Genomic DNA, 532 nt, shown 5'->3' with positions numbered 1-532 from the left:
TCGACGCGATCGCTCGTGTGATCGGTCTGCGATGCGACCAATGGAAGTGCTGCGGCGATAGACGCCTGGGCCTTCTTCGCGGCGCGGCGGCCACGCCAGCCGAGCGACGGCTTGCCCTCGGTGTCGACGGAGGCGATCATCAGTCCGCCGAGCAAGCTGACGTTCTTGATGAAGTTTGTGCGCTGCATCGCTCGCAGTGACGGATCGGTTTCGTTCCAGAAGTCGTGACCGGCAAGCGTGGTCGGTACCAGGCTCCCCGCGAGCACCAACGACGCGAGCCGCGGCGCCTTGCCGGTGGCCAGCAGGGCACCGCCGCCGATCTGGACGGCGGCGTTGATCTTGACGAGTGTTTCCGGATCAGCAGGCACCTTCTGCGTCACTGCTCCTGGCAGCGTCTCGACGGATTTATCGATCAGCGGTGACGCTTTGGCTGCTCGCTGAGCAGGGTTGCGCAAAGCATCGATTCCCCCGGCGATGAAGATCGTGGAAAGCAGTGGACGAGCAATTCGACGTACCAGCATGTTTCAAGCCT

The 532-nt window shown here is 63.2% G+C and carries 1 protein-coding gene; it reads right to left on the bottom strand.

What is annotated here, in order from left to right:
* Positions 1-521 (bottom strand): DoxX family protein (locus tag YH3_RS34715; protein WP_154100432.1); only part of this gene is annotated, 521 nt, incomplete at its 3' end.
* Positions 522-532: the final 11 nt, after the last annotated feature.

The sequence above is a fragment of the Rhodococcus sp. YH3-3 genome, from assembly GCF_001653035.1.
Lineage (GTDB): Bacteria > Actinomycetota > Actinomycetes > Mycobacteriales > Mycobacteriaceae > Rhodococcus_F > Rhodococcus_F qingshengii.
This window is presented reverse-complemented; position numbering and strand designations above follow the sequence as displayed.